The 22,588-nt window shown below is 71.2% G+C and carries 20 protein-coding genes; 12 read left to right on the top strand and 8 right to left on the bottom strand.

Going from position 1 to position 22,588, the window contains the following annotated elements; translation table 11 throughout:
* Window positions 1-2: 2 nt before the first annotated feature.
* The 6 genes from ACFY10_RS17950 to ACFY10_RS17925 all read right to left on the bottom strand — a co-directional run bounded on the left by ACFY10_RS17950 (window position 3) and on the right by ACFY10_RS17925 (window position 6,135).
* Entirely contained in the window at window positions 3-1,679 is a 1,677-nt protein-coding gene (locus ACFY10_RS17950; RefSeq protein ID WP_390666077.1) for a protein kinase, read from the bottom strand.
* Window positions 1,680-1,858: 179 nt separating this feature from the next.
* Entirely contained in the window at window positions 1,859-2,359 is a 501-nt protein-coding gene (locus ACFY10_RS17945; protein WP_390666076.1) for a hypothetical protein, read from the bottom strand.
* 159 nt (window positions 2,360-2,518) lie between these two features.
* Window positions 2,519-4,090: a protein kinase gene (locus ACFY10_RS17940; protein WP_390666075.1), complete on the bottom strand. Its 1,572-nt coding sequence runs from the start codon at window positions 4,088-4,090 to the stop codon at window positions 2,519-2,521.
* The gene (locus tag ACFY10_RS17935) at window positions 4,087-4,833 is read right to left on the bottom strand and encodes an FHA domain-containing protein (protein ID WP_390666074.1); all 747 of its coding nucleotides are present in this window, start codon (window positions 4,831-4,833) and stop codon (window positions 4,087-4,089) included. Before ACFY10_RS17935 ends, ACFY10_RS17940 begins: the two co-directional genes overlap by 4 nt.
* A gap of 131 nt (window positions 4,834-4,964) precedes the next feature.
* Entirely contained in the window at window positions 4,965-5,495 is a 531-nt protein-coding gene (locus tag ACFY10_RS17930; protein ID WP_390666073.1) for a hypothetical protein, read from the bottom strand.
* A gap of 37 nt (window positions 5,496-5,532) precedes the next feature.
* On the bottom strand, window positions 5,533-6,135 hold the full coding sequence (locus tag ACFY10_RS17925) for an RDD family protein (protein WP_390666072.1): 603 nt from the start codon (window positions 6,133-6,135) through the stop codon (window positions 5,533-5,535).
* 267 nt (window positions 6,136-6,402) lie between these two features.
* On the opposite strand from ACFY10_RS17925, the gene ACFY10_RS17920 reads away from it, so the two are divergent.
* The 6 genes from ACFY10_RS17920 to ACFY10_RS17895 all read left to right on the top strand — a co-directional run bounded on the left by ACFY10_RS17920 (window position 6,403) and on the right by ACFY10_RS17895 (window position 12,431).
* Entirely contained in the window at window positions 6,403-7,257 is an 855-nt protein-coding gene (locus ACFY10_RS17920; protein ID WP_390666071.1) for a bifunctional methylenetetrahydrofolate dehydrogenase/methenyltetrahydrofolate cyclohydrolase, read from the top strand.
* A complete protein-coding gene (locus ACFY10_RS17915; protein ID WP_390666070.1) occupies window positions 7,247-7,768 on the top strand; it encodes a DUF3017 domain-containing protein in 522 nt (173 codons plus the stop codon). The genes ACFY10_RS17920 and ACFY10_RS17915 overlap by 11 nt, the downstream gene beginning before the upstream one ends.
* A gap of 233 nt (window positions 7,769-8,001) precedes the next feature.
* Window positions 8,002-8,475 carry a helix-turn-helix domain-containing protein gene (locus ACFY10_RS17910; RefSeq protein ID WP_390666069.1) on the top strand — a complete coding sequence of 158 codons (474 nt, stop codon included), beginning with the start codon at window positions 8,002-8,004 and terminating at the stop codon, window positions 8,473-8,475.
* 365 nt (window positions 8,476-8,840) lie between these two features.
* Window positions 8,841-10,061, top strand: coding sequence for a DUF2690 domain-containing protein (locus ACFY10_RS17905; protein WP_390666068.1), 1,221 nt, complete (start codon window positions 8,841-8,843; stop codon window positions 10,059-10,061).
* Window positions 10,062-10,381: 320 nt separating this feature from the next.
* The gene (locus ACFY10_RS17900) at window positions 10,382-11,371 is read left to right on the top strand and encodes a malate dehydrogenase (protein ID WP_390666067.1); all 990 of its coding nucleotides are present in this window, start codon (window positions 10,382-10,384) and stop codon (window positions 11,369-11,371) included.
* 142 nt (window positions 11,372-11,513) lie between these two features.
* The gene (locus ACFY10_RS17895; RefSeq protein WP_390666066.1) at window positions 11,514-12,431 is read left to right on the top strand and encodes a hypothetical protein; all 918 of its coding nucleotides are present in this window, start codon (window positions 11,514-11,516) and stop codon (window positions 12,429-12,431) included.
* Between the two features lie 10 nt (window positions 12,432-12,441).
* Here ACFY10_RS17895 and ACFY10_RS17890 read toward each other — a convergent pair whose 3' ends face one another.
* Window positions 12,442-13,875: an MFS transporter gene (locus ACFY10_RS17890; RefSeq protein ID WP_390666065.1), complete on the bottom strand. Its 1,434-nt coding sequence runs from the start codon at window positions 13,873-13,875 to the stop codon at window positions 12,442-12,444.
* 96 nt (window positions 13,876-13,971) lie between these two features.
* Here ACFY10_RS17890 and ACFY10_RS17885 point away from each other — a divergent pair, with 96 nt between their 5' ends.
* The gene (locus tag ACFY10_RS17885; RefSeq protein WP_390666064.1) at window positions 13,972-14,895 is read left to right on the top strand and encodes a LysR family transcriptional regulator; all 924 of its coding nucleotides are present in this window, start codon (window positions 13,972-13,974) and stop codon (window positions 14,893-14,895) included.
* 80 nt (window positions 14,896-14,975) lie between these two features.
* On the opposite strand, the gene ACFY10_RS17880 is transcribed toward ACFY10_RS17885, so the two are convergent.
* A complete protein-coding gene (locus ACFY10_RS17880; RefSeq protein ID WP_390666063.1) occupies window positions 14,976-15,893 on the bottom strand; it encodes a GNAT family N-acetyltransferase in 918 nt (305 codons plus the stop codon).
* A 153-nt stretch (window positions 15,894-16,046) separates the two neighbouring features.
* Here ACFY10_RS17880 and ACFY10_RS17875 point away from each other — a divergent pair, with 153 nt between their 5' ends.
* From ACFY10_RS17875 to ACFY10_RS17855, 5 genes are all read left to right on the top strand, one after another.
* Window positions 16,047-17,774, top strand: coding sequence for a hypothetical protein (locus ACFY10_RS17875; RefSeq protein WP_390666062.1), 1,728 nt, complete (start codon window positions 16,047-16,049; stop codon window positions 17,772-17,774).
* Complete coding sequence (locus tag ACFY10_RS17870) at window positions 17,764-18,129, top strand: hypothetical protein (RefSeq protein ID WP_390666061.1); 366 nt, start codon at window positions 17,764-17,766, stop codon at window positions 18,127-18,129. The genes ACFY10_RS17875 and ACFY10_RS17870 overlap by 11 nt, the downstream gene beginning before the upstream one ends.
* 10 nt (window positions 18,130-18,139) lie before the next feature.
* Window positions 18,140-19,195, top strand: coding sequence for a hypothetical protein (locus tag ACFY10_RS17865; protein ID WP_390666060.1), 1,056 nt, complete (start codon window positions 18,140-18,142; stop codon window positions 19,193-19,195).
* 203 nt (window positions 19,196-19,398) lie between these two features.
* Complete coding sequence (locus ACFY10_RS17860) at window positions 19,399-20,928, top strand: aldehyde dehydrogenase family protein (protein ID WP_390666059.1); 1,530 nt, start codon at window positions 19,399-19,401, stop codon at window positions 20,926-20,928.
* 126 nt (window positions 20,929-21,054) lie between these two features.
* A complete protein-coding gene (locus ACFY10_RS17855; RefSeq protein ID WP_390666058.1) occupies window positions 21,055-22,584 on the top strand; it encodes a GMC family oxidoreductase in 1,530 nt (509 codons plus the stop codon).
* Window positions 22,585-22,588 lie beyond the last annotated feature (4 nt).

Raw genomic sequence — 22,588 nt, 5'->3', positions numbered from 1 at the left:
ACTCAGGTCGAACTGCGCAGTGCCGCCCAGGTGTTGGGGCCCACCTGGCCGTCGATCTCCAGTCCCCTGGCGGTCTGGAAGCTTCGTACCGCCGTGTCGGTGTCCTTGCCGAAGTCTCCGTCCACGCCCGAACTGCCCACGCTGTAGCCGCGCTTGGTCAGCATGCACTGCACCTGTACGACGCGCTGGCCGCGGTCGCCGAGTTCGGTCTGTTCGGTGCCGGAGTAGTAGGTGCAGTCGGTGAGCCAGGGGGGTTTTGCGGGGGCGGGGGTCGACTTCGAGGGGGTGGGGGTCGGAGCGCCGGGTGTCTTGGAGGTGGGGTGGGGAGTGGGGCTGGTGCTCTGCGTGCCGTTGCCGGACGGGGAAGGGGTGGCGGAGGCGCCCGTGTCGACCAGCTGCCCCTGCCCCTTCGGCTTCTCCTGCCCCTTCTCCTTCGGGTTCTTGGAGGCCGACGAGGGCCTGGCGCCGTCGTCGGACGTGCCGGCCGTGCCGGCGGTGGAGGCGGCGCCTGTGGTGGCGTCGGAGGACGACGGGCGGGTGAGCAGGAAGGCGGTTGCGGCGACGGCGCACACCGCGAGTACGGCGGCGATGGCGGCGTACGGCCGCCTGCGACGCCGGGCCGGTGCGGCCGGTGGGGGCACCGCTAGAACCGGAGTCACCGGTGGGCCGAACCCCGGCCCTGCCGCCGGGTACGTCACCGGCTGGGTCGGCGTCTGCTGAGGCTGTCCGCCCGGTACCGGGCCGACGCGGAGTACGTCGTACGCCTGCTGGCGGGCGCGGAGGCGGCTGCCCAGAGGCTCCTGCCAGAAGACGGCCCGCGGGTGCGTGGCAGCGGCGTCGATGAGGTCCTGCGGGCCGGGGCGTAGGGCGGGGTCCTTGTTGAGGCAGGCGGTCAGCAGGGCGGCCAGGGCAGGGTCGGCTGCCGCGACCTCGGCCATGACCTCGGCGTTCGGCTGCTCGGAGGCGACACGGTGCAGGACGTCCATGCCGGTGCCGTCGCCGAACGGGGCGTGGCCGGTGAGCGCGTGGACGACGGTGCTGGCGCAGCAGAACACGTCGGACGCGGTGTCGCAGCGGCCGTCCCTCAGGTACTCCGGGGACATGAAGGCCGGGGTGCCGACCCGGCTGCCCGTGGTGGTGATCGCGCTGGCGTCGACGGCCTGCGCGATGCCGAAGTCGATTACGTGCGCGCCCTGTTGGGTGAGGAGGACGTTCGAGGGTTTGAAGTCCCGGTGCACGATCCCGACGGCGGCCAGCGCGCCCAGTGCCCGACCGAGATCCGCGACGAGCCGCCACGCCCCGGGCGGCGCGAGCACGCCGCACTCACGCACGGCGTCCGCGAGATTGAGGCCCGGCAGATACGCAGTCGCCATCCACAGCAGCTCGCTGTCGGCCTCGAATCCGGTACCGAAGAGTTCCGGCGTGTACGGTGCGCCCACGCGCGCGTGCACGGTGGCCTCCCGCTCGAACCGCCGCCGGAAGCGGGGGTCTTCGGCGAGCTCGGGCCGGACGACCTTCACCGCGGCGAGTCCGGGCGTCCCGTCGCCGTGCCGCGCCAGATAGACCCGGCCCATGCCGCCGCTGCCGAGCAGCCCCAACGGCACGTACGGTCCGATGCGCACCGGATCGGCCGGTCGCAGCGGCCTCGCGCAGGTCTGGGCGAGGGCGGCGTCTGACATGGATCCCCCGACGTGTTCGCTCTCGACCTCGGTCGTCCCAACGTGCCCTGTGGCACCCCTGGTTGACGAGAGACTACCGGGTTGCGGGGGCGGCGGGCGTGGGCAGCTCGCCGTAGACATGAGCGCGGCCTCCGGCCCTCCCCCGAGGGAGCCGGAGACCGCGGCTGTGGGGCGCCCTGTCAGCAGGGGCGCAGGGACCAGATCGGGTCCCAGCTGGCCGTGCCCGCCTCGTACGCCGTGGACGTCCAGCGGACGCTGCCGTCCTGGTTGTAGAACCTGGCGACCGTGCCGGGCGTCTGGTTGTTGGTGAACGGGCCGTCGCCGGTCCAGTTGTTCACGGTCCAGGTCTGGCACTTGTAGAAGTCGAACTTGGTGCCCTTGACGATCATGCACAGGTGGCCGTAGTCACAGGCCAGGTCCTGGGCGCCGAGCTTCCCCTTCGGGGCGCGGGTGAGGCTCAGGCCGTCGTACTTGACCTCGTTCGCCGAGACCTTCAGGGCCTTCGGGTGGCCGGCGAGCACCTGGTCGGCGGTCTGCTGGAGGCTGTTGACGCGGATGCCGTCCGGCGTCGAGGTCACTCGGGTGCCGTCCGGAGTGTCGGCCGCAGTGGCCGCGACCGTGGAGCCGGCGAGCAGGGCGGTGGCCGCGAGGAGCAGTGCGGCGGGCTTGGCGATGTTCACGTTCGTTCCCCCATGAACTCTGGTGGTCGTTCCGCCGTGGCGGAGTGGTACCACCGTGCCGTCGGCGCCCGCCGCCCGGTACCTCGGAAGTCTCAGGGTCACTTCTTGACGACCTGCTACGCGCCCACTCCCCGCTCCGGTACCTATGAACTCTCAGGGTCACTTCTTGCCCGGCGGCGTGTACTCCTTGAGGTGCTGCGCGAGCCGCTTGCAGTAGTCGCGGTACTCGGGGGGAATACCGCGCACGGCATTCACGCGCTTGTACGAGGTCCGGTACGCGGCGGCGATCAGCACCCGCTTGTCGCCGGGCAGTCCGGGCGTCAGCTGCGGCTCGATGTAGCAGAGGTAGTGGCCGAGGGCCGTGATCGAGTCGGGGACGGAGAGGGGCGGTTTGGGGTTCGACTTGACCGGCCGGCCGTCGCTCCGGATCCACCAGCGCAGGAGCCTCGGAGTCCAGCGGGCGATGCCGTACTCGTCCTTGCCGGGGTCGGAGAGCTTCGGATCGAAGTTGCTCTCCGCCTTGAGCATGGCGGCGATGAGCGCGGGTGTGACGTCCGGCTGGGGGCAGTCGTGAGCCGCCTTGACGATCATCGGGCGGTAGACGGCCGGGACGCCCTTGTCGGTGCGGAGTTCGGCGGAGCCGTAGGTGGCGGGGGTGACCTTCGCCGTGGGGGAGGCGCTGTTGGCGGCCGGGGGATTGCCGCCCGCGTCCGCCCAGGTGCTGATGCCGTAGCCGAGCGCCGCGATCGCGACGGTGGCGGCGGTCGCGCCCGCGATCGCCGTCGAGCGGCGTCTGCGGCGGGGAAGCAGCGGCAACAGGCGGGGGAGGCGCGGCGAGCGGGCCGCGCCGGCCGCCTCCTCGACCCGTAGCAGCAGGGTGCCGGTGTCGATGCGGTCGGCGTGGGTGCGGGAGAGGCAGTCCCGCACGATCTCCCGCCAGGCGTCCGGGAGTTGGGGGGAGAGGCGCAGTTCGTCGGTGCCGCGGGCGTAGGCGGCGGCAGCGTCGCGGCGGGCGGTCGGGGTGCCGCCGGGCAGCGGGAAGGAGTCGGTCAGCACCAGATGTGCCAGGACACCGAAGGCCCAGATGTCGGCGGACGGGCGGATCTGGCGGCCGCGGGTGCCGATCTCCGACCACAGGAGTTCGGGCGGGGTGTAGTCGGGCGTGGAGAACGCGGGGGTGTACGCGTGCGTGCCTTCCAGTTCCGCGGCCATGTTGAAGTCCGCGAGACGTGCCGAACCGTCCTTCATCAGCAGCACATTGGCCGGTTTCAGGTCGCCGTGCACCCACCCTGCGCGATGCAGCTGGGCCAGGCCCTCGCAGATCTGCGCGAGCAGTGCCGGTCCGGCGTGCGGGCGGGGGGCGGCGGAGAGCAGCGCCGACAGGGAGCGTTCCGCCTTCTCCAGTACGAGGACGGTGGCGCCGTCGAGGGCGGGGCGCTCCGGGTCGTCGACGACGAGCGTCTCGTACATCCGGATCAGGCGCGGCTGCTTCAGGCGGCGGTGCAACTCGACCTCGCGGTCGATGAGTTCGCGCAGGTGGGCGAGTTGGCGGGGGGTGCCGGTGCCGGTGGGCAGGAACTTGAGGGCGGCCGTGCGGGGCAGGTCGGGCGAGTCGACGGTGCGCCGGCCCTCGTAGACGCTGCCGAAGGCGCCCGTCGCGATCGGCTCCCGTACTTCCCAGGCGCCGACCCGGTACCCCTTGGGCACCGGCACGGCGTAGGGCTCGGTCACCGGACCGCCCGGCCGGACGGCGAGGCGGACAGCACGACCAGGTCGTCCTCCCGGACGAGGTCGAAGCGGAGGGCGAGCGAGACCAGCGACTCCTTCTTGCCGTTGAGCCGTGGGCCCGTGTCCGCCTCTTCAGGGCCCGGCTTCAGGCGCAGTTTCACCGCCAGGTAGTCGATGTTCCACTGCACCGAAGTGCGGGACGCGGCCGGCCAGTTGGGGCGCAGGCGGTCGACGACCTGGTCCACCGTGGGCAGCGGGGCGTGCGGTTCGCCGCGCAGGCGGGGTTCGCACAGGGCCGCCAGAACCGCGAAGTAGCGCTTGGTGCGGTCGACGGAGAAGGCGGGGGCGGTGGTGGCGCCGTCGAGGCCGCCCTCGGAGTGGAGGTAGTCGTGGCGGGGCGCCCACACCTCGATGGGCAGGAGGTCCCCGGCCGCCGGCAGCACGATCCGCGAGAACTCGAAGGGGACCGGTGCGTCGAGTCGGCCCGGCCCGACCTTCATGTGCTCGCCCGCGCCTTCCGGGTTCTCGACGACGTACGTCTGCTCGCCGCTGAGGTTGCTCAGTATCCAGAAAGCACCCTGCGCGGTGATCTCACCGGCCCTGCGGGAGACGCCCTTGTGGGGGATCTCCACGTCGCAGTCGGCGCTGCGCCCGAACGTCAGCCGCTCGCCGGGCGCGAGCCTGAGCTGGGTGCGAGTGGACTCGTCCTCCGTGGTCGGCGGAGGTACCACGATGATGCTGTACAAGGTGCGTCTCCCGTGCCTGCCGGCTACCCAGGTCAGAGTAGGGCGACGCACCAGGGCCGTGTCCCCCTGGGACGGGGAGACACGGCCCTTGGCGATTTATTGGCGCGAACTGTTCAGTGGCGCGCGGCGGTTCACTGGCGTACGCGGTTGAACCAGGCGCTTCCGTTCGCGTTGCCGGCGAACACGGCGATCAGAATGCCGAGAACCGTGTGGAGGAGGCCCACGACGACGAAGGGGTAGAGGCCCAGCATCGCGGTGATGACGCCGAAGACGATGGCCGTGATCCGGACACGGTTGCCGCCGTCGCTGAACTTCAACGCCAGCACGGCCGCGAACACCGCCCAGGCCAGCGCGAACACCACCATCGCCCACAGCACGCCGCTCGAGTACTCCTTGATCTTCTCGAAGGAGGCGTCGTCCTCGACGCCGGCGCTCGTCGTCCTCCGAACGACCCCGGCGACAAAGGCGAACAGGGCCACGCCGATGAGCTGCAGGGGAACGATCACCCACAGCAGCACACGGCCCGCGCTCACGGTGCCCGGCATCGTCGTCATCACGGGAGCACCGCCGTAGGAGGCCACCGGGGGAGCCGTGGGGTAGCCGTAGCCCGGCTGCTGGCCCTGTTGCGGGCCGTAGGGGTTGTTGGGGCCGCCGAAACTCATGGGGGGTGTTCCTCCGTGAAATGGGGTGGAGCAGCGCTCAGTTCGTACGGATCACGATGGTCGAGCACACCTTGTCGGCGAACGTCTGACGCTTGGGGTCCCAGGCCGGCCACAGCCAGCCGATGTAGCAGGCGAGGCTGTCCAGGAAGTGCGCGAGCCGGCGGACGAAGGCAAAGCCGACACCGAGGGGCTGCCCGTCTATCTCCCGCACCAGGCGGATGCCGAGCGCCTGCTTGCCGACCGTCTGGCCGGTGCGGCCCTCCCGGATCAGCTGCCAGATCGCGATGCCCAGGACGGCGAGGTAGCCGATGATCACCAGAGCCCAGATCCTGGTGCCCCCACCGATGGCGATGACGATGTAGGCGGGCACGAACACGAGCACGTCCACCAGAGTGCCGAGGAAACGCTGACCCCAGCTCGCGTACGGAGGCTGCATGCCGTAACCCGGCTGCTGCGGGTAGCCGTAGCCGGCCGGGGCCTGCGGCGCCTGCGGGTAGCCGTATCCCGGCTGCTGCGGCGGCACGCCCTGCTGCGGGTAGCCGTAGGGCTGCTGGCCGCCCTGCTGGGGGTAGCCGTAACCGGGCTGCTGCGGCGGCTGCTGGGGCTGGCCGTAGGGGTTGTTCGGGTCGCCGAAACTCATGGCGGGATTCCTCCGTTGCACGCATGGGGACATTGCGGAATTGTGCGGAGGAACGTCACGATCAGAGCGGTATGCCCCCCGAACATCAGCCGCGATACAGCGCCTTACATCGTTCTCGGAGGGGCGAGCCGTTGTCCAGCTGTGGGCGGAAGGTGTTGTGCAAGTGCAACATCTCTGATCATGGCCGGATACGAGCGGAGCCGTGCCGTGGCGTCCGGAAGGGCCCCGGATTGGAACCGGGGGGCGGTCATCCGCGAGGATGGGGTCATGACCGCCCAGATTCTCGATGGCAAGGCCACCGCAGCCGCGATCAAGTCCGATCTGACCGCCCGCGTGGCGGCGCTGAAGGAGAAGGGCATCACGCCCGGCCTCGGCACGATCCTCGTCGGGAACGACCCCGGCAGCCAGAAGTACGTCGCCGGCAAGCACCGCGACTGTGCCCAGGTCGGCATCGCCTCCATCCAGCGCGAGCTGCCGGACACGGCGACGCAGGAGGAGATCGAGGCGGTCGTACGGGAACTGAACGAGGACCCGGCGTGCACCGGCTACATCGTCCAGCTGCCGCTGCCCAAGGGCATCGACGAGAACCGGATCCTGGAACTCATGGACCCGGACAAGGACGCCGACGGCCTCCACCCGATGAACCTCGGGCGCCTCGTCCTGAACGAGCCCGCCCCGCTGCCCTGCACCCCCAACGGCGTCCTCACTCTCCTCCGCCGGTACGGCGTGGAGATCAAGGGCGCCGAGGTCGTGGTCGTCGGCCGCGGTGTCACCATCGGCCGCCCGATGCCGCTGCTGCTCACCCGCCGCAGCGAGAACGCGACCGTGACCCAGTGCCACACGGGCACGCGTGATCTGTCCTCGCACCTGAAGCGTGCGGACATCATCGTCGCGGCCGCCGGTTCGGCTCACCTGATCCGGCCCGAGGACGTGAAGCCGGGCGCGGCCGTCCTCGACGTCGGCGTCTCGCGGAGCGCCGAAGGCAAGATCGTGGGCGATGTCCACCCGGGCGTCGCCGAGGTCGCCGGCTGGATCTCGCCGAACCCCGGCGGTGTCGGCCCGATGACCCGTGCCCAGTTGCTCGTCAACGTGGTCGAGGCGGCGGAGCGCAGTGCCGGCTGAGGCGAAGCGCCCCGAAGGTGCGGCGAAGCGGCCCGAGCGCGAGGTCAACGAGCCCGAGCAGCAGGCCGAGGAGACCGTGCGCGACGCGATCAGCGCGCCCGACGCCGAGGGCAGGCCGCGCCGCACGACGCGCCGCTTCCCGCTGTTCACCAAGGACACCGCACGTCCCGAGGGCGGCGGCCGGGCCGCCCGCGGCGACGCCCCCGCGCCGGCCCGGCAGTGGCCGATCCTCGCCGTCCTCGGCATGGTCGGGCTCGGCCTGCTGCTGACCGCGCTGGACGTCTTCCGGTACGGCACGCTGCTGATCGGCATCGCCCTGGTGGCCGGCGCCGTGCTGCGCTGGATCCTGCCCGACGTCGGCATGCTCGCCGTGCGCTCCCGCTTCACGGACATCGTCACGTACGGCGTGCTGGGCCTCGCGATCGTGCTGCTGGCGATGATGGTGCAGCCGAACCCGTGGCTGCAGATCCCGTTCCTGAAGGACACGCTGCACTTCACGGTGAGCAGTTAGTCCCCGTACGGAACCTTCCGTGACGACGGCCCGTCCTCTCCCCCGAGCAAGGACGGGCCGTCGCCGAAGCCAAAGCCTCCTGCACGGTGAACGGCCTGTTCAACGCCTGTCAGCACGCTGTGGCACGGAGGTGACCGTTCCGCAACGCGGGAACCATCGGGCGGCCCGCGTCGTCACCTGCTCAGACCGGGCGACACGACCGGGGAACACGAGGAACGCCGTGGAGGTGTGCGATGGGCGGCTGGCAGCCGCTGCCGGACGATCTGCCGCCGGAGGTGCGGCACTTCGTGGAGCAGCTGCGGCTCCTCAAGGACCGTACGGGGCTCAGCCTCGTCTCGCTCGGCGCCCGCACCGCGTACAGCAAGTCCTCCTGGCACCGCTACCTCAACGCCACCCAGCCCCCGCCCCGGCAGGCGGTCAGCGCCCTGTGCCGGATCGCGGGCCTCGCCGACACCGAGGCCGAGCGCTTCGGCGTGCGCTGGGAACTGGCCGTCCAGGCCTGGCCCCGGCCGGCGAAACCTGCCGGTGAAGCGGGTGAATCCGGTGACGACAGCCCGCCCGACTACGAGGACGACCCCACCCTGCCCTGGTGGGACGCCCCCGAGGAGACCCGTCGGCGGCCGGGCGGGCGGTTGCTTCTGTACGCCGTACTGCTCCTGTTCCTCATGCTGGTGATCGCGGTCGTGGGCGTTCTCACCCTCGGGTGAGTTGCCCGTGCGTGGGGCGAATACGACCGTGGCGGGTGGGGTTGTCCGTGTGTGCCTGCGGTGTCGATGTATTGACAAGTTTGCGGATTTGACACGGGATTGTTCGATGCGGGCCCTAGTGTGGGCAGGTCCGGCCGGGCGGCGGAGGGGGTCGCCGGTGGGACACTGGACCGCGGCCGGTTCGGCGTGCAACGGTGCATGCCGAACGGCCCCAACGCTCCCGTGCGCCCCCATCCCGGGAACTGAGATCCTTACTGGGCGCATCCCTGTGGGTAGCCAGAACGGGCACCACGCGCGGGGGAAACGCGAGGAATACCAGCACAACCGGGGGGAAGAGGGGGGAAGCAATGCCTCGTTGGAGGGCCTTGCCGGACGAACTCGATCCGCAGGTCAGGGAGTTCGCGAGCCAGCTGCGCCGACTCGTGGACCGCAGTGGCCTGAGCATCGCGTCGGTGGCCGACCGCACGGGCTACAGCAAGACGTCCTGGGAGCGGTATCTGAACGGCCGGCTGCTCGCGCCCAAGGGTGCGATCGTGGCGCTGGCCGAGGTCACGGGTACCAACCCGATCCATCTGACGACCATGTGGGAGCTCGCCGAACGGGCCTGGAGCCGTTCGGAGATGCGCCACGACATGACCATGGAGGCCATCCGCATCTCCCAGGCGCGCGCCGCGCTCGGTGAGTTCGGGGCGCCTCCCGCCAATGCCAAGGGAAGCGGCAAGGCGAGCAGCAAGGGCAGCGCGACGGCCCGCAGGTCCGGCAGCGCGACGGCGATGCCGGGAGTCGCGGGTCCTGCGGGAGTGGCACCGACGGTGCCGCCGCAGCCGGTGAGCCCGGAGGTGCGGGACTCGGCGGGGGCGGTGCGGGAGAGCGGCGGATCACCCTCCGCGGGTGCGCCGGAGAGCTCCTCCGGCGCCAACTCGTGGGGGGTGGCCGGGTACAAGGGTCCGTCGCAGACCGGTGCGCGTACTCCCGGAGCCGCGGCGCCGGAACCGGCGGCCGACGGTCACGGCTGGACGCCGGGGACGCCGAGCCCGTTCGGCGAGCCGCCGCAGGGCCCGCGGCCGAGTGGGGGCTCCTCCTCCGGCGGCGGCAGGCGGAAGCTGACGATGTTCCTCGCGGGTCTCGTCGGCGTGCTGGTCGTCATAGCGGCCGTGTTCTACCTGACCGACAACGGCGGAGGCAAGAAGAACGAGGGCGGCGCCTCGCCGTCCCCGTCCGTCAGCGCCCGGACCGACCTGCCGGCCGGCGTGAAGTGCAGCGGCGCCTCCTGCACCGGCAAGGACGCGGAGGCCATGGGCTGCACCAAGGACGCCGCCTCGGTCACCACCGCCAAGACCGCCGTCGTCGGCACGACCACGGTCGAGGTGCGGTACAGCAAGACGTGCGGTGCCGCGTGGGGTCGTATCACCCAGGCCACCCAGGGGGATTCCGTGCAGGTGACCGCCGGCAAGGCCAAGGAGAGCGACAGCATCACCGCCACCGGCGACAACATCGCCTACACCCCGATGGTCGCGGTCAAGGACGCGGGCGAGGCCACGGCGTGCGCGACGCTGGCGTCGGGGCAGAAGGGGTGCACGAAGTAGGGAGAAAAAGGGGCGGCCGCCCGTCCGGGAGAGGGGGGACTGAGGCGGCCGCCGTGGGGGGACCGACCGTGCCGGACTCCCGTGGGGGTACGGTTCGCGTGCCCGGGATGGGGACGACTATTCCTCCCGTCCCGCATTTCTTCTGAGCCGGTTGAGTCGCCGGTTCACTCTGTGGGACGGGCCACACGGACCCGCGCATCCGGGATCCCGGAGGCGCGATAGCCTGACCGGTGGATCTCTTGATACCAAGAGATCGATCATTTGTACGTCCGCACCCCAGGGCAAGGACGCCCACCGCCAGCTGTCATACGGAGAACGCCATGACCCGCACTCCCGTGAACGTCACCGTCACCGGCGCGGCCGGCCAGATCGGTTACGCCCTGCTCTTCCGCATCGCCTCCGGCCAGCTGCTCGGCGCGGACGTGCCGGTCAAGCTGCGCCTGCTGGAGATCACCCCCGCGCTGAAGGCCGCCGAGGGCACGGCCATGGAGCTGGACGACTCCGCGTTCCCGCTGCTCCAGGGCATCGACATCACCGACGACCCGAACGTCGCCTTCGACGGCGCCAACGTCGCCCTCCTCGTGGGCGCCCGCCCGCGCACCAAGGGCATGGAGCGCGGCGACCTGCTCTCCGCCAACGGCGGCATCTTCAAGCCGCAGGGCCAGGCCATCAACGCCCATGCCGCGGACGACATCAAGGTCCTGGTCGTCGGCAACCCGGCCAACACGAACGCGCTCATCGCGCAGGCCGCCGCCCCGGACGTACCGGCCGAGCGCTTCACCGCGATGACCCGCCTCGACCACAACCGGGCGCTGACCCAGCTCGCGAAGAAGACGGGCTCCACGGTCGCCGACATCAAGCGTCTGACGATCTGGGGCAACCACTCCGCCACCCAGTACCCGGACATCTTCCACGCCACGGTCGCCGGCAAGAACGCCGCCGAGACCGTGAACGACGAGAAGTGGCTGGCCGAGGAGTTCATCCCGACCGTCGCCAAGCGCGGCGCGGCGATCATCGAGGCCCGTGGCGCGTCCTCGGCCGCCTCCGCCGCCAACGCCGCCATCGACCACGTGTACACGTGGGTCAACGGCACGGCGGACGGCGACTGGACCTCCATGGGCATCCCGTCGGACGGCTCCTACGGCGTCCCGGAGGGCCTGATCTCCTCCTTCCCGGTCACCACCAAGGACGGCCAGTACGAGATCGTCCAGGGCCTGGACATCAACGAGTTCTCGCGCGCCCGCATCGACGCCTCCGTGAAGGAGCTCGAGGAGGAGCGCGAGGCGGTCCGCGGCCTCGGCCTCATCTGAGCCCACTGAGCCATACGGCTTTACGGTTCTGTCACGACCCCGCACGGGCCCCGTTCCGGTTTCCTTCCGGAACGGGGCCCGTGGCCGTTTTCGCCGCTACCGTCAGAAGCGGTACCCAATGGGGTGATTCGGGGGGCGTGCCATGAGTGGTTGGGACGGTTACGACGACGGCCGCTCCGGTTCCGGACCGGAGCGTGAACCGAGCGAGGAGAGAGGCCAGGCGGCCTGGGCCGCCCAGCAGCCGGCATCTCCGCCGCCGTGGTCGTCGGCCGAGACGCAGACGGGCCAGGCACCACCGCCCTGGGCTTCGGTGCCGACCCACACGGGCGGCGTCCTGCCGCCGACCTGGCCGCCACCGCCGCCGCCCGCGAACCCACGCCGGAGAGCCCGCCGCGTCCTGGCCGCTCTTACGGCCACGCTCGTTCTCGGCGCGGGCGCCGGAGCCGGCGCCTGGTTCCTTACCCGCGACCACTCCACCGGCACCGGCGCCGGGGCCACACCCGCGACGAGCGTGAGTGCCGCGGTCACCACGACCCCGCCGCAGAGCCCGACGCCGACTCCCACTCCCACCGCGTCCGCCTCGCTCCTGGCGTCCTCGTCGCCCTCGGTCGGCTACCGCCGCGCCCAGGACCCCGTCGGCTACGGGGTCGACGTCCCCCAGGGCTGGACCCGCCGCCAGGAGCAGGGCAAGTTGGCCCCCGTCGTCTACTACGACGCCCCCGCCGACGGCCGCCAGTTGCAGATCTTCGAGCTCTCCGAGTCCACTCCCTACGAGTCCCTGACCCTCGCGGAGACCGACCCCGGTTACGGCTTCTCGCAGCAGCCCGGCTACCGGGTCCTCGACCGCGACCGCGGCGACATCTGGGCCGAACTGTCGTACCGCTACGTCGACAAGGACAAGGGCGCACGCCAGGTCATCGACCACCGCTTCCGCGCCGCCGACGGCACCCTGTACGCGATCCGCTCCAGCGGCCCCGAGAACATGGACCCCGAACTGGTACGGGGGCCGCTGGCGATGGCGGTGCGGTCCTTCTGCCCGACGGGGGCCGACTGCTCGTAGCCGCTGACCGTCACGAGACGGGCTGTTTGGTGCGGGCGGACGAGGCCGCCGGGCGAGAGGGGGCGCCGTTTTCGCGGTAGCCGGCCACGACCGCTGCCGTCGCCGCCAGGACCAGCAGGGCGACCGTGCGCAGGGCCGGGCCCATGCCGTGGGCGAGGTCGGGGTGGGCGGCGAGGACCGTGCCGGTGACGGCGACGCCGAGGGCCGCGCCGATCTCGCGGGCGGAGGTGCCGAGACCGGAGCCGAGGCCCGCCTGGTGGGCGGGGAGGGACGTGACGACGCCGAGCGTGAGGGCGGGCATGCACAGGCCGGTGCCTGCCGAGATGACCAGCAGCCAGCAGGCGTACGCCGGATAGGGCGTGCCCGCGTCCGCGGTGGACGCGCCGAGCAGGCCGAGGCCGATCAGCGCGAGACCGGTGCCGATGACCGGGCGCGGGTGCGAGGCCCAGCGTGCCGCCGCCTTCGGGACGAGCGCCATGCCGACGATCAGCGGCACGATCGCGACGCCGGTGACGGCGGGGCCGTAGCCCTTCACGCCCTGCAGGTACTGCGAGTTGACGAAGAAGAGGGCGAACAGGCCGAAGAAGCCGGTGGTCATGCCGAGGGACGCGGCGCGCAGACGGGGGGAGCTGAAGACCCGGGGGTCGAAGAGGGGGGTGCGGGAGCGGAGGGCGTGGAGGGTGAAGGCGGCCGTGAGGAGGGCGCCCGCCGCGAAGACGGCCAGGATGCGTGGGGAACTCCAGCCGTACGTCGGGCCCTCGATGATGCCGAAGAGGAGGGCGACCAGGGCTGCCGTGAGCAGCACGGTGCCCAGGGGGTCGAGATGGTTGCCGGCGGCTCGTTCCGTGCGCGGCGTGGTGAACGCGACGATGACGGCGAGCAGCGCGGCCAGCGGGACCATCGCGCCGAACAGGGCGCGCCAGGTGAGGAATTGGCCCGCCAGGCCGCCGCCGAGGTTGCCCGCCATGCCGCCGAGGCCGATGGCCAGCGTCCAGGAGGCCATGGCCCGGGCGCGGTGCTCGGGTCCGGCGAGACGCATCAGGATCGACATCGTGGCGGGTGTGATCAGGGCGGCTCCGGCTCCCGAGATGCCGCGGCCGGTGATGAGCAGGGCCGGGGTCGGGGCGAGCGCGCTGGTGGCCGCGCCCGCTGCGAACAGGCCGAGACCGGCCAGCAGGGCGCCCTTGCGGCCGTACCGGTCGCCCAGCGCACCGGCCGGGATCAGAAGGGACGCGAAGACGATGACGTAGGCGTCCACCGTCCACAGGATCTCGGTGTGCGAGGGGTGCAGCGAAGACGAACTCAGCTGCGGGACAAGGAGGTTGACGGCGGCGACCATGCTCTGGGCGACCAGGACGCAGGCGCACACCGCGAGAAGCGTGGACCGTTTCAGGGCCGGGATCGGGGCCGATACCGAAGCCGATATCGGGGCAGGCGAGGGCATGGCTCCTCCTCGGGAGCTCGGTGGGTGGTGTGGGATGCCCTGTCACCGTAGGCTCGGTCGTGTCCTGCACTCCAGTGCAACCTTTGCAAGGGATCGATGCGCGTGACGCAATCAAGCAGTCTGGATCTGAATCTGCTGGTCGCCCTGGATGTGCTGCTGGATGAGCAGAGCGTGGGCGGCGCCGCCCGCCGGCTCCATCTCTCCGAACCGGCGATGTCCCGCACCCTCGGCCGGATCCGCAAGGCGCTCGGCGATCCGGTACTCGTGCGGGCCGGGCGGCAGATGGTGCCGACGCCGCACGCGCTGGCCGTGCAGGCCGAGGTGAGTGCCGTGGTGGAGCGGGCGCGGGCGTTGTTCGCGCCCGGCCGGGACGCGGACCTCAGGACCGTGCGCCGCACCCTCACGATCATCGGCCACGACGCCATCGCCGCCGCCTGCGGTGCCGCCCTGTTCGCCCGCGCCGCAGAGGAGGCGCCCGGCATCCGCGTCCGGTTCCTGGCCGAGAGCCATGTGGACGCGCCGTTCCTGCGCGAGGGGACCGCCGATCTGGAGGTCGGGGTCGTGGACACGACGGCGCCCGAGGTGCATGTGGAGACCCTGCACGAGGACCGGATGATGGGCGTCGTACGGGCCGGACATCCGCTGCTGGAGGGTGAGTTGACGGCGGAGCGGTTCGCCTCGGAGGCCGATCATCTGATCGTGTCGCGACGGGGCAAGCTGCACGGGCCCGTCGACACGGCCCTCGCCGAACTCGGCCTGAAACGGCGGGTGGTGGGGGCGGTCGGCACCTTCCCCGCCTCGCTGTTCATCGTCCGGGACACCGACCTCGTCGGACTGATCAGCTCGTGGGCCCTGCCGCTGGCGGCGGCCCTGGACCTGGTCACCTTCGACGTGCCGCTGCAACTCCCGCCGCTGCAGTTGGGGTTGGCCTGGCACCCACGGCATGACGCGGACCCGGCACATGCGTGGCTGCGGCGGACTGTGCGGGAGGTTTTGGCTGAGTGGCCTGGGGGTGCCTAGCGTTGTTTGTCGGCTGCGGCGCCGTTGTGGCTGGTCGCGCCCCGCGGCGGAGCCGCTTGTGGATACAGCCCCGCGCCCCCTCAGAGGGCGGTGTCCAGCCGTTTTTCGAACCAGTGGGCGGCGTAGATGTGGTCGACGTACGACGGGATCTCCGTGTAGCCGCTCGCCCTGTACATCGCCTGGGCCTCGGTGAGGGTCGCGTGTGTGTCGAGTCGTACGACCGTGCAGCCGCGCTCGGCCGCCGCCTGCTCCAGTGCGGCGAGGATCCGGCGGGCGAGGCCGAGGCGCCGGGCCTCCGGGTGTACCCACACGTGCCGGATCTCGCCCACGCCGGGTTCGAGGCGACGCAGTGCGCCGCAGCCCACCGGGCGGCCCTCCTCGTACGCGACGAAGAACGCACCCGCGTCCCCGGACACCTCCTCCGGTCCCACCAGGTCCGACTTGTCGAAGCCCTCGGGGAAGCGTGCGTCGATGTCGGCGGCGTATGCGTCCAGGCAGGCGCGGGCGTCCGGGGCGGCGCCGTCGACCAGCTCGACGGTGATGGCGGCCAGGCGCAGCAGGCGCTGCGAGGTGGTCATCGCCTCGATCAGCTGGGCGCGCTGGGCGGGGGCGAGGGTGTCCAGCAGGCCTGCCGCCAGGGCGTTTGCCCGGCGGTTCTGTTCCTTGACCTCGACGCGCCCGGCGGGCGTCGGCTCGATCATGCGCAGCCGGTTGTCGTCCGGGTGGACGCTGAGCCGGACCAGGCCCTGCGCCTGGAGCGCCTTGGCCATCCGGCTCAGGTAGCCGGCGTCGAGCCCGAGGCGGCTCCTGAGTTCCCGCAGCGAGACCCCGCCCGGTTGCCCGGCGATCTCGAACAGCAGCCGGGCCTCGCCGAGCGGGCGGTCCTGGCCGAGGTAGTGGTCGTCGAGCGCCCCGATACGGCGCGTGAAGTAACGGTTGAAGCGACGGAGGGCCGCCACCTGCTCCGTCGACACCGGCTCCGTATGCCCTGGCTCCATAATTCTTTGACTTTAGTCAAAGAATCGGCGGGGGTCCATACCTTGGATTCCACACCTTGGTATTCCGCTTCCCCGCTCCCACCAGCCCCTCTATGCTGATGGTTTGTCAACTGAACGTCTGACAACGGCTTTTCCACGCATCGGGGGATTCGCGTGAGCACCGCGCCACCTGCAGCACCGCCCACTCCGCCGCACGCCAGCGAGGCCACCCGGCTGCTGTGCGCGGGAACCTATCTGGACTCCGGTTACCGCGACCGCGTCATCGAGGAACTGCATCTCAACGAGCAGCGCATCGTGGCGCCCTCGCTCGGCTTCGACGCCGCCCGCGTTCTCGCCCACGCGCTGCGCGCCCGCCGCCAGGAGCTGCTGTGGGCCGGCGCGATCATCGGCCTGTGGGTGGTCGGCACCGCGCTCAGCGGCGGGCTGCTGCTCCTGTTCCTGCTGCCCAGCGTGGCGCTCGCCCTCGCCCCCTGGATCAGGGGCGGCGCCGAACAGCCGCCCCTGTACCGCCGGATCGCCGCGTTCCTCGTCCGCTGGTGGGGCCGTGCGTTCTTCGCCACGATGATGGTCTTCACCGTCCTCGCGGCGTTCGGCTCGGGCTCGGACGAGGGCTCGTCGTACGGCTCTTACAACTCCTCGTACGACTACGGCTATTCGGACTCGCCCAGCTTCAGTGACGTGTTCTCGCCGAGCAGCATCAGCGATGCGATCAAGCCGTGGCAGGCCTGGTTCGCGCTCGCCGTGTTCGCGCTGATCGCGTGGTGCGTGCACACCCAGCGCCACCAGTTCAGCCGCGCGCTGGCCGCCGAGCTCTCCCCGCAGCGCTTCCCGGACGCCGCCGGCGACCCCGCCGAGCAGGCCGAGAACCCCCGCTTCCAGCGGCTGAAGCAGCGCATCCGGGTCGAGCAGCACGCGCCGCTGGTCATGTACCACGAGGCGCGTCCGTTCTGCGGGGCCGGAGCGGCGTACGACACCTGGGTGCTGGCCGTCGAACTGCGGCCGGACGAGCTGAAGAAGCAGCGGCCGCTCAGCAACCGCACGGTCCTCGAGGAGGTCCGCCCGCTGCTCGAACAGCTGCGCGTCCCGGCCGAGTACGCGAGCCCCGGCGTCCGCGACCGCCTGCGCTGGCTGGAGATCGACGAGTGCGTGTTCCTGCCGGTCGAGGGGCTGCTCCACCGGGACCAGGCGCCGTACACCCCGCAGGCCTTCGAGGACCACCGGACGCGGGCGGTCGAGGAGGGCGCCGAGAAGCGGCGGCACTTCCTGCGCATCCGCGTCGGCGGCTGGGAGGAGGAACTGGTCGTCACGGTCTTCGTGCGCATCCACACACAGGGCCGGATGCTGATGCTGGAGATAGCGCCGCATGTGCTGACGCCGGTGCGAGCGGACTTCAAGGACGCCGACCGTACGGCGCACCGGTTCCGCAACAACAACGTGCTCGGCAAGGCGGCCGGGGCCGTCGTCCTGGTGCCCGCGTCGGCGGGGCGCTCGGTCGCCCAGCTCGGCCGCGGCCTGGTGTACGTGTGGCGGCTGCTGACCGGCGGGTATGCGGGCGCGCTGCCCGACGGGCCGGCGCTGTCGGTGCGCGAACTGGGCTCGGTGGCCGCCGGTTCGCTCTTCCAGGAGATGGACGTGGCGCGCTATCTGAAGAGCGTGCAGGACCGTGTCGCCAACGGGGTGCGGGCGGCGCTCGCCGAAGCCGGTTACGAGACCGGGGAGTTCATGCAGAAGGTCGTGAACATAAGCAACGGCGACGTGCACATCGGCAACATCTCGGGCAGCAACAACAACGTCGCTGCCGGTATGCAGAACTCCGCCTCGTCCTCCAATGCCTCGGGCGGCACCGCGCCGCAGAAGGGAGCCGACAGCAATGGCCAGTGAAGAGCCGAGCTTCAACATCGGCGACATCTCCGGCAGCAACAACAACGTCGCCGTCGGCAACAACGCACACGCCGAGAGCCATGTGCACCACGGCTCGGGAGCGCAGCCGGACGAGGCCACCCAGCAACTCCTCGAAGCCATACGGCAGTTGAGGGACGACCTGGGGCGGGTGAACAGCAGCGAGCAGACGGTCGCGCTGGGCGCGGCGCTCGCCGAGACGGAGAGCGAGATCACCAGCACCGGACAGGCGGGGCCGACGCGCCGCCAGCGCCTGCGCGAACTGCTCGCCGACTCCCAGGCCCTGGTCACCTTCCTCTCCTCCGCCGGCGCCGTGGCCGGCCTGCTGGGGCGGTGAGAGGGACGCGATGAGCGGGGGACAGCGGTACTGGAACGAGGACACCCAGCGCTGGGAGGACGGCACGGGCGGCAGCCCGGCGGCCGAGCCGACGCTGCCGCCGCCGGTGGAGGGGGCGCCGGTCGCTGATCCGCCCACCGCCGGCCCGGCCTACCCCGCGCCTCCGACGTCGACTCCCACCGTGGGGGCGCAGACTCCCACCGCGGGGGCGCAGGGCTGGCCCGGTGGCGCTGCGGAGAGCGCCTGGCACGGTCCGGGGGCCGAGGGCACCGTGCCGGAGTGGTCCAGTGGGGCTTCCTGGCCGCCCGTCGAGCCGCTCTCCCCGCCCGCCCCCGCCGGAGGGCTCAACCGGCGGCTCGTCTGGTCCGTGGTCGTCGGTGCCGCCGTGGTCGGGGTCGCCGTGAGCCTCGTACTGACCATGGTGGTCGGGAAGGACGACGGGTCGGGGAAGAAGCCCGTGGCGGCGAGTTCCGCCACGCCTTCCACGCCCTCCACGGCCTCGGCGTCGCCTGACGTCTCGCAGTCGCCGTTCGCCGGCGACACGGGATCGCCCTCCCCCTCGGCCTCCGCACCGCCCGCGGGCTACGAGCTGCGCAATGACACGGAGGGGTTCCGGGTCGCGATACCGGAAGGGTGGTCGCGCAGCAGCGTCGCTTCGCAGTACGGGATGGCCGTGGTCAGCTACCGCAGCGCCGACCGGGAACACCGGCTGCAGGTGTACCAGGTGTCGGAGGCGTCACCCGAGGCCTCCTTCAAGCTGTATCTGTCCGACCAGACCCGCAAGCCCGCCGGTTTCAAGAAGCTCGATCTGCAGAAGCTCGACGACGGCGAGTTCACCGGCTCACGGCTGGAGTACCTGGCCGACAGCATCAACGGCGAGCCCGACGTCGGCACCTGGCACGTCTACGACGAGCGCTTCGTCGCAGCGGACGGCAACATCTACGCCATCGCCTCGTACGGCCCCGACTCCGACGGCCGCGACGACGAGCTGGCCTACCTCACCACGGCGCTGGGCTGGTTCTGCCCGCCCTACACGACGTGTGACGCGGACCCGGGGACCGACTGACGGCGCCTCTGTGGTGCGCACCACCCCTCGGCTCAGCATCCGCCTACGTTTCGTCCTGTTTGCCCGCATGTTCAGTGATGCAGCGCACTTTCGTCCATGGATTGCGCATGCAACCGGAGGCGGGGGGCAGGCGCTCACGGTCCTCGTGAGGGACACATGTGTCACTCAGGGGCACCGAACAGGAACGGAAGGCAGTACGGATCATGGCGGAGAGAGCGGAAACCCAGGGGCTGGACGCGCAGGCGACCATCCACGTGGCAGGGGAGTGGCGAGAAGCCGTCTCCGGTGCCACGCGCGAGATCATCGACCCCGCGGACGGCCAGGGCTTCGCTCTGGTTGCGGAGGGTGACGAGAAGGACACGGACCTGGCGGTCGCGGCCGCCCGGCACGCCTTCGACCACGGCGACTGGCCGCGCACCCCCGTGGCCGAGCGCGCTGCGCTGCTGCGCCGCGTCGCCGACCTCCTGGTGCGCGACCGCGAGCGGCTCGGGCTGCTGGAGAGCCGTGACGCCGGCAAGACCGCCGAAGAGGGCCGGATCGACATCGACTGCGTCGCCGACGCCTTCCGCTACTTCGCCGACCTGGTGGCCGGTGAGGCCCCGGGCCGGGTCGTCGACGCGGGCTCGCCCGACATCCACAGCGTCGTCGTACACGAACCGGTCGGTGTCTGCGCGCTGATCACCCCCTGGAACTACCCACTCCTCCAGGCCAGTTGGAAGATCGCCCCCGCGCTCGCAGCGGGCAACACCTTCGTGATCAAGCCGAGCGAGATCACCCCGCTCACCACCATCGCGCTCATCGACCTGCTCTCCGAGGCCGGGCTCCCCACCGGTGTCGCGGGCATCGTCACCGGCCCCGGCCACTCGGTCGGCGCCCGGCTCGCCGAGCACCCGGACGTCGACCTGGTCTCCTTCACCGGCGGCCTGGTCAGCGGCACCAAGGTCGCGCAGGCCGCCGCCCCGAGCGTCAAGAAGGTCGCCCTGGAACTCGGCGGCAAGAACCCCAACGTCGTCTTCGCCGACGCCTGCGCGACGGACGAGGATTTCGACACGGCCGTCGACCAGGCCCTCAACGCGGGCTTCATCCACAGCGGCCAGGTCTGCTCGGCCGGCTCCCGCCTGATCATCGAGGAGTCCGTACGGGAGCGCTTCGTCGCCGAACTCGCCCGCCGGGCCGGCCGGATCCGCCTGGGCCGCGGCACCGAGGAGGGCGTCGAGTGCGGCCCCCTCGTCTCCGCGCAGCAGCGCGCCAAGGTCGAGTCGTACGTCGCCTCCGCGCTCGCGGAGGGCGCGGTGCTGCGGTCCGGCGGCAAGCGCCCCGAGCCGTCGCCGGAACGCCCCGAGGGCGGCTACTTCTACGAGCCGACCGTCCTCGACCAGTGCCACCGCGAGATGCGCGTCGTACGCGAAGAGGTCTTCGGACCGGTGCTGACGGTGGAGACCTTCCGCACCGAGGACGAGGCCGTCGCCCTCGCCAACGACACCGAGTACGGACTCGCGGGCGCCGTCTGGACCGCCGACGCGGGCCGGGCCCGCAGGGTCGCGGGCCGGCTGCGCCACGGCACCGTCTGGATCAACGACTTCCACCCCTACCTTCCGCAGGCGGAGTGGGGCGGCTTCGGCAAGAGCGGGGTGGGCCGCGAGCTCGGCCCCGCCGGTCTTGCCGAGTACCGCGAGACCAAGCACGTCTACCAGAACCTCGCGCCCAAGCCCGTGCGCTGGTTCAACGGCTGAGACGCGCTGCGCGCCGCTGTGTGCCGCGGACGGACCGTCGGTCGTCTGGCAGGCCCGTTGTGGCTGGTCGCGCAGTTCCCCGCGCCCCTTTGGGGCGCGTTCGATCCCCCTGGAGTTACCACCCCCATGTCCGAGAACACCCAGATCTACGACTACGTCGTCATCGGCGGCGGCACCGCAGGCTCCGTCATCGCCTCCCGCCTCACCGAGAACCCGGACGTCACCGTCGCCGTCATCGAGGGCGGCCCGAGCGACGTCGGCCGTGAGGACGTGCTGACGCTGCGCCGCTGGATGGGCCTCCTCGGCGGCGAGCTGGACTACGACTACCCCACCACCGAGCAGCCCCGCGGCAACTCGCACATCCGGCACAGCCGCGCCCGGGTCCTCGGCGGCTGCTCCTCGCACAACACGCTCATCGCCTTCAAGCCGCTGCCGTCCGACTGGGACGAGTGGGAGGAGGCCGGCGCCAAGGGCTGGGGCGCGGTGCCGATGGAGGCGTACTACGCCCGGCTGCTGAACAACATCGTCCCGGTCGACGAGAAGGACCGGAACGACATCGCCCACGACTTCGTCGACGCCGCGCAGCACGCGGTCGGCGTCCCCCGGATCGAGGGCTTCAACCGCTCCCCGTTCACCGAGGGCGTCGGCTTCTTCGACCTCGCCTACCACCCCGAGAACAACAAGCGCTCGTCGGCGTCGGTGGCGTATCTGCACCCGGTCATGGACGAGCGCGAGAACCTGACGATCCTCCTCGAGACCTGGGCGTACAAGCTGGAGCTGAACGGCACCCGGGCGGAGGGCGTGCACGTCCGCACCAAGGACGGCGAGGAGATGCTCGTACGGGCCCGCAGCGAGGTCCTGCTCTGCGCCGGTGCCGTCGACTCCCCGCGCCTGCTGCTGCACTCGGGCATCGGCGCCCGCAAGGACCTGGAGGCGCTCGGCATACCCGTGGTGCTCGACCTGCCGGGTGTCGGCGAGAACCTGCTCGACCACCCCGAGTCGGTGATCGTCTGGGAGACCCACGGCCCGCTCCCGGAGAACTCCGCGATGGACAGCGACGCCGGGCTGTTCGTCCGGCGCGACCCCGAACACCAGGGCCCGGACCTGATGTTCCACTTCTACCAGGTGCCGTTCACCGACAACCCGGAGCGGCTCGGCTACGAACGCCCGGCGTACGGCGTATCGATGACGCCCAACATCCCGAAGCCGAAGAGCCGCGGCCGGCTGTACCTCACCAGCGCCGACCCGTCGGTCAAGCCGGCCCTCGACTTCCGCTACTTCACGGACGAGGACGACTACGACGGCCGCACCCTGGTCGACGGCATCCGCATCGCCCGCGAGATCGCGCAGACCGAGCCGCTGGCGAGCTGGCTCAAGCGCGAGGTGGCCCCTGGCCCGCACATCACGGGCGACGAGGAGCTGAGCGAGTACGCCCGCAAGGTCGCGCACACCGTGTACCACCCGGCGGGGACCTGCCGTATGGGGGCGAGCGACGACGAACTGGCTGTCGTCGACCCGCAGTTGAGGATCCGCGGTCTGGACGGCATCCGTATCGCGGACGCCTCCGTGTTCCCGACCATGACCGCCGTGAACCCGATGATCGGAGTGCTGATGGTCGGGGAGAAAGCCGTAGACCTGATCGGAAGTGGTGCGTGATGAA

Origin of the sequence: Streptomyces sp. NPDC001401 (assembly GCF_042895385.1) — a bacterium.
Taxonomy (GTDB): Bacteria; Actinomycetota; Actinomycetes; order Streptomycetales; family Streptomycetaceae; genus Streptomyces.
The sequence above is the reverse complement of the archived record's forward strand: the minus strand, read 5'-3'. Positions and strand labels throughout refer to the sequence as shown.

What these genes read in the sequence shown, in the direction of transcription:
- ACFY10_RS17930 (WP_390666073.1), bottom strand. Translation starts at nt 5,495, where the DNA reads ATGAGTTTCGGCGGCCCCAACAACCCCTACGGCCCGCAACAGGGCCAG.
- ACFY10_RS17910 (WP_390666069.1), top strand. Translation starts at nt 8,002, where the DNA reads ATGGGCGGCTGGCAGCCGCTGCCGGACGATCTGCCGCCGGAGGTGCGG.
- ACFY10_RS17855 (WP_390666058.1), top strand. Translation starts at nt 21,055, where the DNA reads ATGTCCGAGAACACCCAGATCTACGACTACGTCGTCATCGGCGGCGGC.
- ACFY10_RS17925 (WP_390666072.1), bottom strand. Translation starts at nt 6,135, where the DNA reads ATGAGTTTCGGCGACCCGAACAACCCCTACGGCCAGCCCCAGCAGCCG.
- ACFY10_RS17900 (WP_390666067.1), top strand. Translation starts at nt 10,382, where the DNA reads ATGACCCGCACTCCCGTGAACGTCACCGTCACCGGCGCGGCCGGCCAG.
- ACFY10_RS17885 (WP_390666064.1), top strand. Translation starts at nt 13,972, where the DNA reads ATGCGCGTGACGCAATCAAGCAGTCTGGATCTGAATCTGCTGGTCGCC.
- ACFY10_RS17950 (WP_390666077.1), bottom strand. Translation starts at nt 1,679, where the DNA reads ATGTCAGACGCCGCCCTCGCCCAGACCTGCGCGAGGCCGCTGCGACCG.
- ACFY10_RS17880 (WP_390666063.1), bottom strand. Translation starts at nt 15,893, where the DNA reads ATGGAGCCAGGGCATACGGAGCCGGTGTCGACGGAGCAGGTGGCGGCC.
- ACFY10_RS17865 (WP_390666060.1), top strand. Translation starts at nt 18,140, where the DNA reads ATGAGCGGGGGACAGCGGTACTGGAACGAGGACACCCAGCGCTGGGAG.
- ACFY10_RS17920 (WP_390666071.1), top strand. Translation starts at nt 6,403, where the DNA reads ATGACCGCCCAGATTCTCGATGGCAAGGCCACCGCAGCCGCGATCAAG.
- ACFY10_RS17870 (WP_390666061.1), top strand. Translation starts at nt 17,764, where the DNA reads ATGGCCAGTGAAGAGCCGAGCTTCAACATCGGCGACATCTCCGGCAGC.
- ACFY10_RS17860 (WP_390666059.1), top strand. Translation starts at nt 19,399, where the DNA reads ATGGCGGAGAGAGCGGAAACCCAGGGGCTGGACGCGCAGGCGACCATC.
- ACFY10_RS17890 (WP_390666065.1), bottom strand. Translation starts at nt 13,875, where the DNA reads ATGCCCTCGCCTGCCCCGATATCGGCTTCGGTATCGGCCCCGATCCCG.
- ACFY10_RS17895 (WP_390666066.1), top strand. Translation starts at nt 11,514, where the DNA reads ATGAGTGGTTGGGACGGTTACGACGACGGCCGCTCCGGTTCCGGACCG.